This is a genomic window from Caballeronia temeraria, from assembly GCF_001544795.2.
Classification (GTDB): Bacteria; Pseudomonadota; Gammaproteobacteria; order Burkholderiales; family Burkholderiaceae; genus Caballeronia; species Caballeronia temeraria.
The window spans coordinates 1-719 of the sequence record NZ_FCOI02000122.1 but is presented as its reverse complement, the minus strand read 5'-3'; the positions used below and the strand labels follow the sequence as shown (position 1 = coordinate 719).

Annotated in this window: 1 protein-coding gene; it reads right to left on the bottom strand. The window is 59.4% G+C overall.

Annotation, left to right across the window (positions count from 1 at the left end; all coding sequences use genetic code 11):
* A partial coding sequence (locus tag AWB76_RS38720; RefSeq protein WP_244173715.1) for a phosphopantetheine-binding protein occupies positions 1-719 on the bottom strand: 719 nt, incomplete at both ends.

Genomic DNA, 719 nt, shown 5'->3' with positions numbered 1-719 from the left:
CCGTTTAAGCGCAAAGCGATCGGAATGTGATACGTCGATTGTCCGGGATTCAGTTGTTCGAGGAACCACAGACGTTCTTGAGCGAACGACAACGGCAGATGCGCGGGACGCGCCGACGCTTGCAAAGGCGGCAGCGCACTGGCATCGCCAGAAGAAGAGAGCGCTTCGGCAAGCGATGCAACAGTAGGCGCATCGAACAGTGCACGCAGAGGCACTTCAATCGAACGTGCCTCACGCAAACGCGAAACGAGTTGCGTAGCGAGCAGCGAATGCCCACCGAGCGCGAAGAAGTTATCGAACACACTCACGCGTTCGAGCCCGAGCACATCGGCAAAGCATTGCGCAAGCGACGCTTCGAGCGATGAACGCGGCGCGACATAAGCCGCAAGATCCTGCCATTGCGGATCGGGCAATGCACGCCGATCAAGCTTGCCGTTGGGCGTAAGCGGCAGCGCATCGAGCACGACGAATGCCGATGGCACCATATAGTCCGGCAGACGCGAACTCAAATGGTCGCGCAAGGCGCTCGCATCGATTTCCGCTGCAAGCGTGACATACGCGACGAGTTGCTGATCGTCTTGCTGCCTTGCCCGCGCGATGACCACGGCTTCACGCACCGCCAGATGACTCGCAAGCTGCGCCTCGATCTCGCCAAGCTCGATACGGAAGCCGCGAATCTTGACCTGATGATCGTTGCGTCCGAGGAACTCGAGATTGCC